At 67.5% G+C, this 999-nt stretch carries 1 pseudogene; it reads left to right on the forward strand.

Features of this window, described 5'->3' with window-relative positions:
* Nucleotides 1–999, forward strand: a pseudogene (locus ACR30Z_RS22570) (DUF6531 domain-containing protein); the annotation flags it as partial.

Genomic DNA, 999 nt, shown 5'->3' on the forward strand with positions numbered 1-999 from the left:
GCCCACCGCAGTGAAGCGGTCGACGGCGGCGGGCCGGGGGCGGTTGACCGGTTGGTGCATGTGCGGGGCCGGTTCGTGGAGATTGATTACGTCGGTGGTGTGGTGGCGGTGGTTCGTTCATCGGATGGACGCCGGGTTGAGTACGGGTATGACGCCACGGGCCGGTTGGTCACGGTGGGCACGGAGACCGGCACCCGGGTGTATCGGTGGAACGAGCAGGGCCTGATCGGTTCGGTGGTTTCGGCTGCGGGTGTGGTGGAGGCCGAGAACAGCTATGACGAGGCCGGCCGGGTTGTTTTGCAGGTCACACAGCATGGGCGGCGGACGAGGTTCGCGTATCTGCCGGGCCGGGTCACGGTGGTCTCCGATGAGGACGGGTCGCGGTCTAATTCGTGGGTTGCTGATGGCAAGGGCCGCCTGGTGGGGGTGTTGGATGCGGAGGACCGGCGTCAGTCCATGTCTTATGACGGGCACGGGAATTTGGTGTCTTTGACCGAGCGTGACGGTGCTGTCACCGTCCACGGCTATGACACCCGTGGACGGAAGATCCGGACCGTGACCCCGGAGGGCGCGGACCTGACGTATGGGTGGGACGACCACGACCGCATCACCACCCTGGTCACCGCGTCCGGTGCCGTCGTGGCTTATGAGTACGCCGATGACCTGTCCCGGGACCCGTCCGTGGTGGTGGATCCGTTGGGTGGCCGGACCGTGCTGGTGTGGCGGGACGGGCTCCTGACCCAGGTCACCGACCCTGCAGGGGTCACGATCGGCTTTGAGTACGACACGTTCGGGGACCTGACTGCCACGTCCAACGCCGCCGGAGATACCGCCCGGATTGTCCGGGACCGGGCGGGTCGTCCGGTGACGGCGTTGACCCCGTCGGGTGCTGAGACCCGGTTCGGTTATGACGCTGCCGGGGTGTTGGTGCGTCGGGTGGATCCGGACGGGGCGGTGTGGGCGTTCGAGCACGACACCGCGGGCCGGACCACCGCAGTG

Source organism: Paenarthrobacter sp. FR1 (assembly GCF_051106045.1).
GTDB lineage: Bacteria > Actinomycetota > Actinomycetes > Actinomycetales > Micrococcaceae > Arthrobacter > Arthrobacter nitroguajacolicus_A.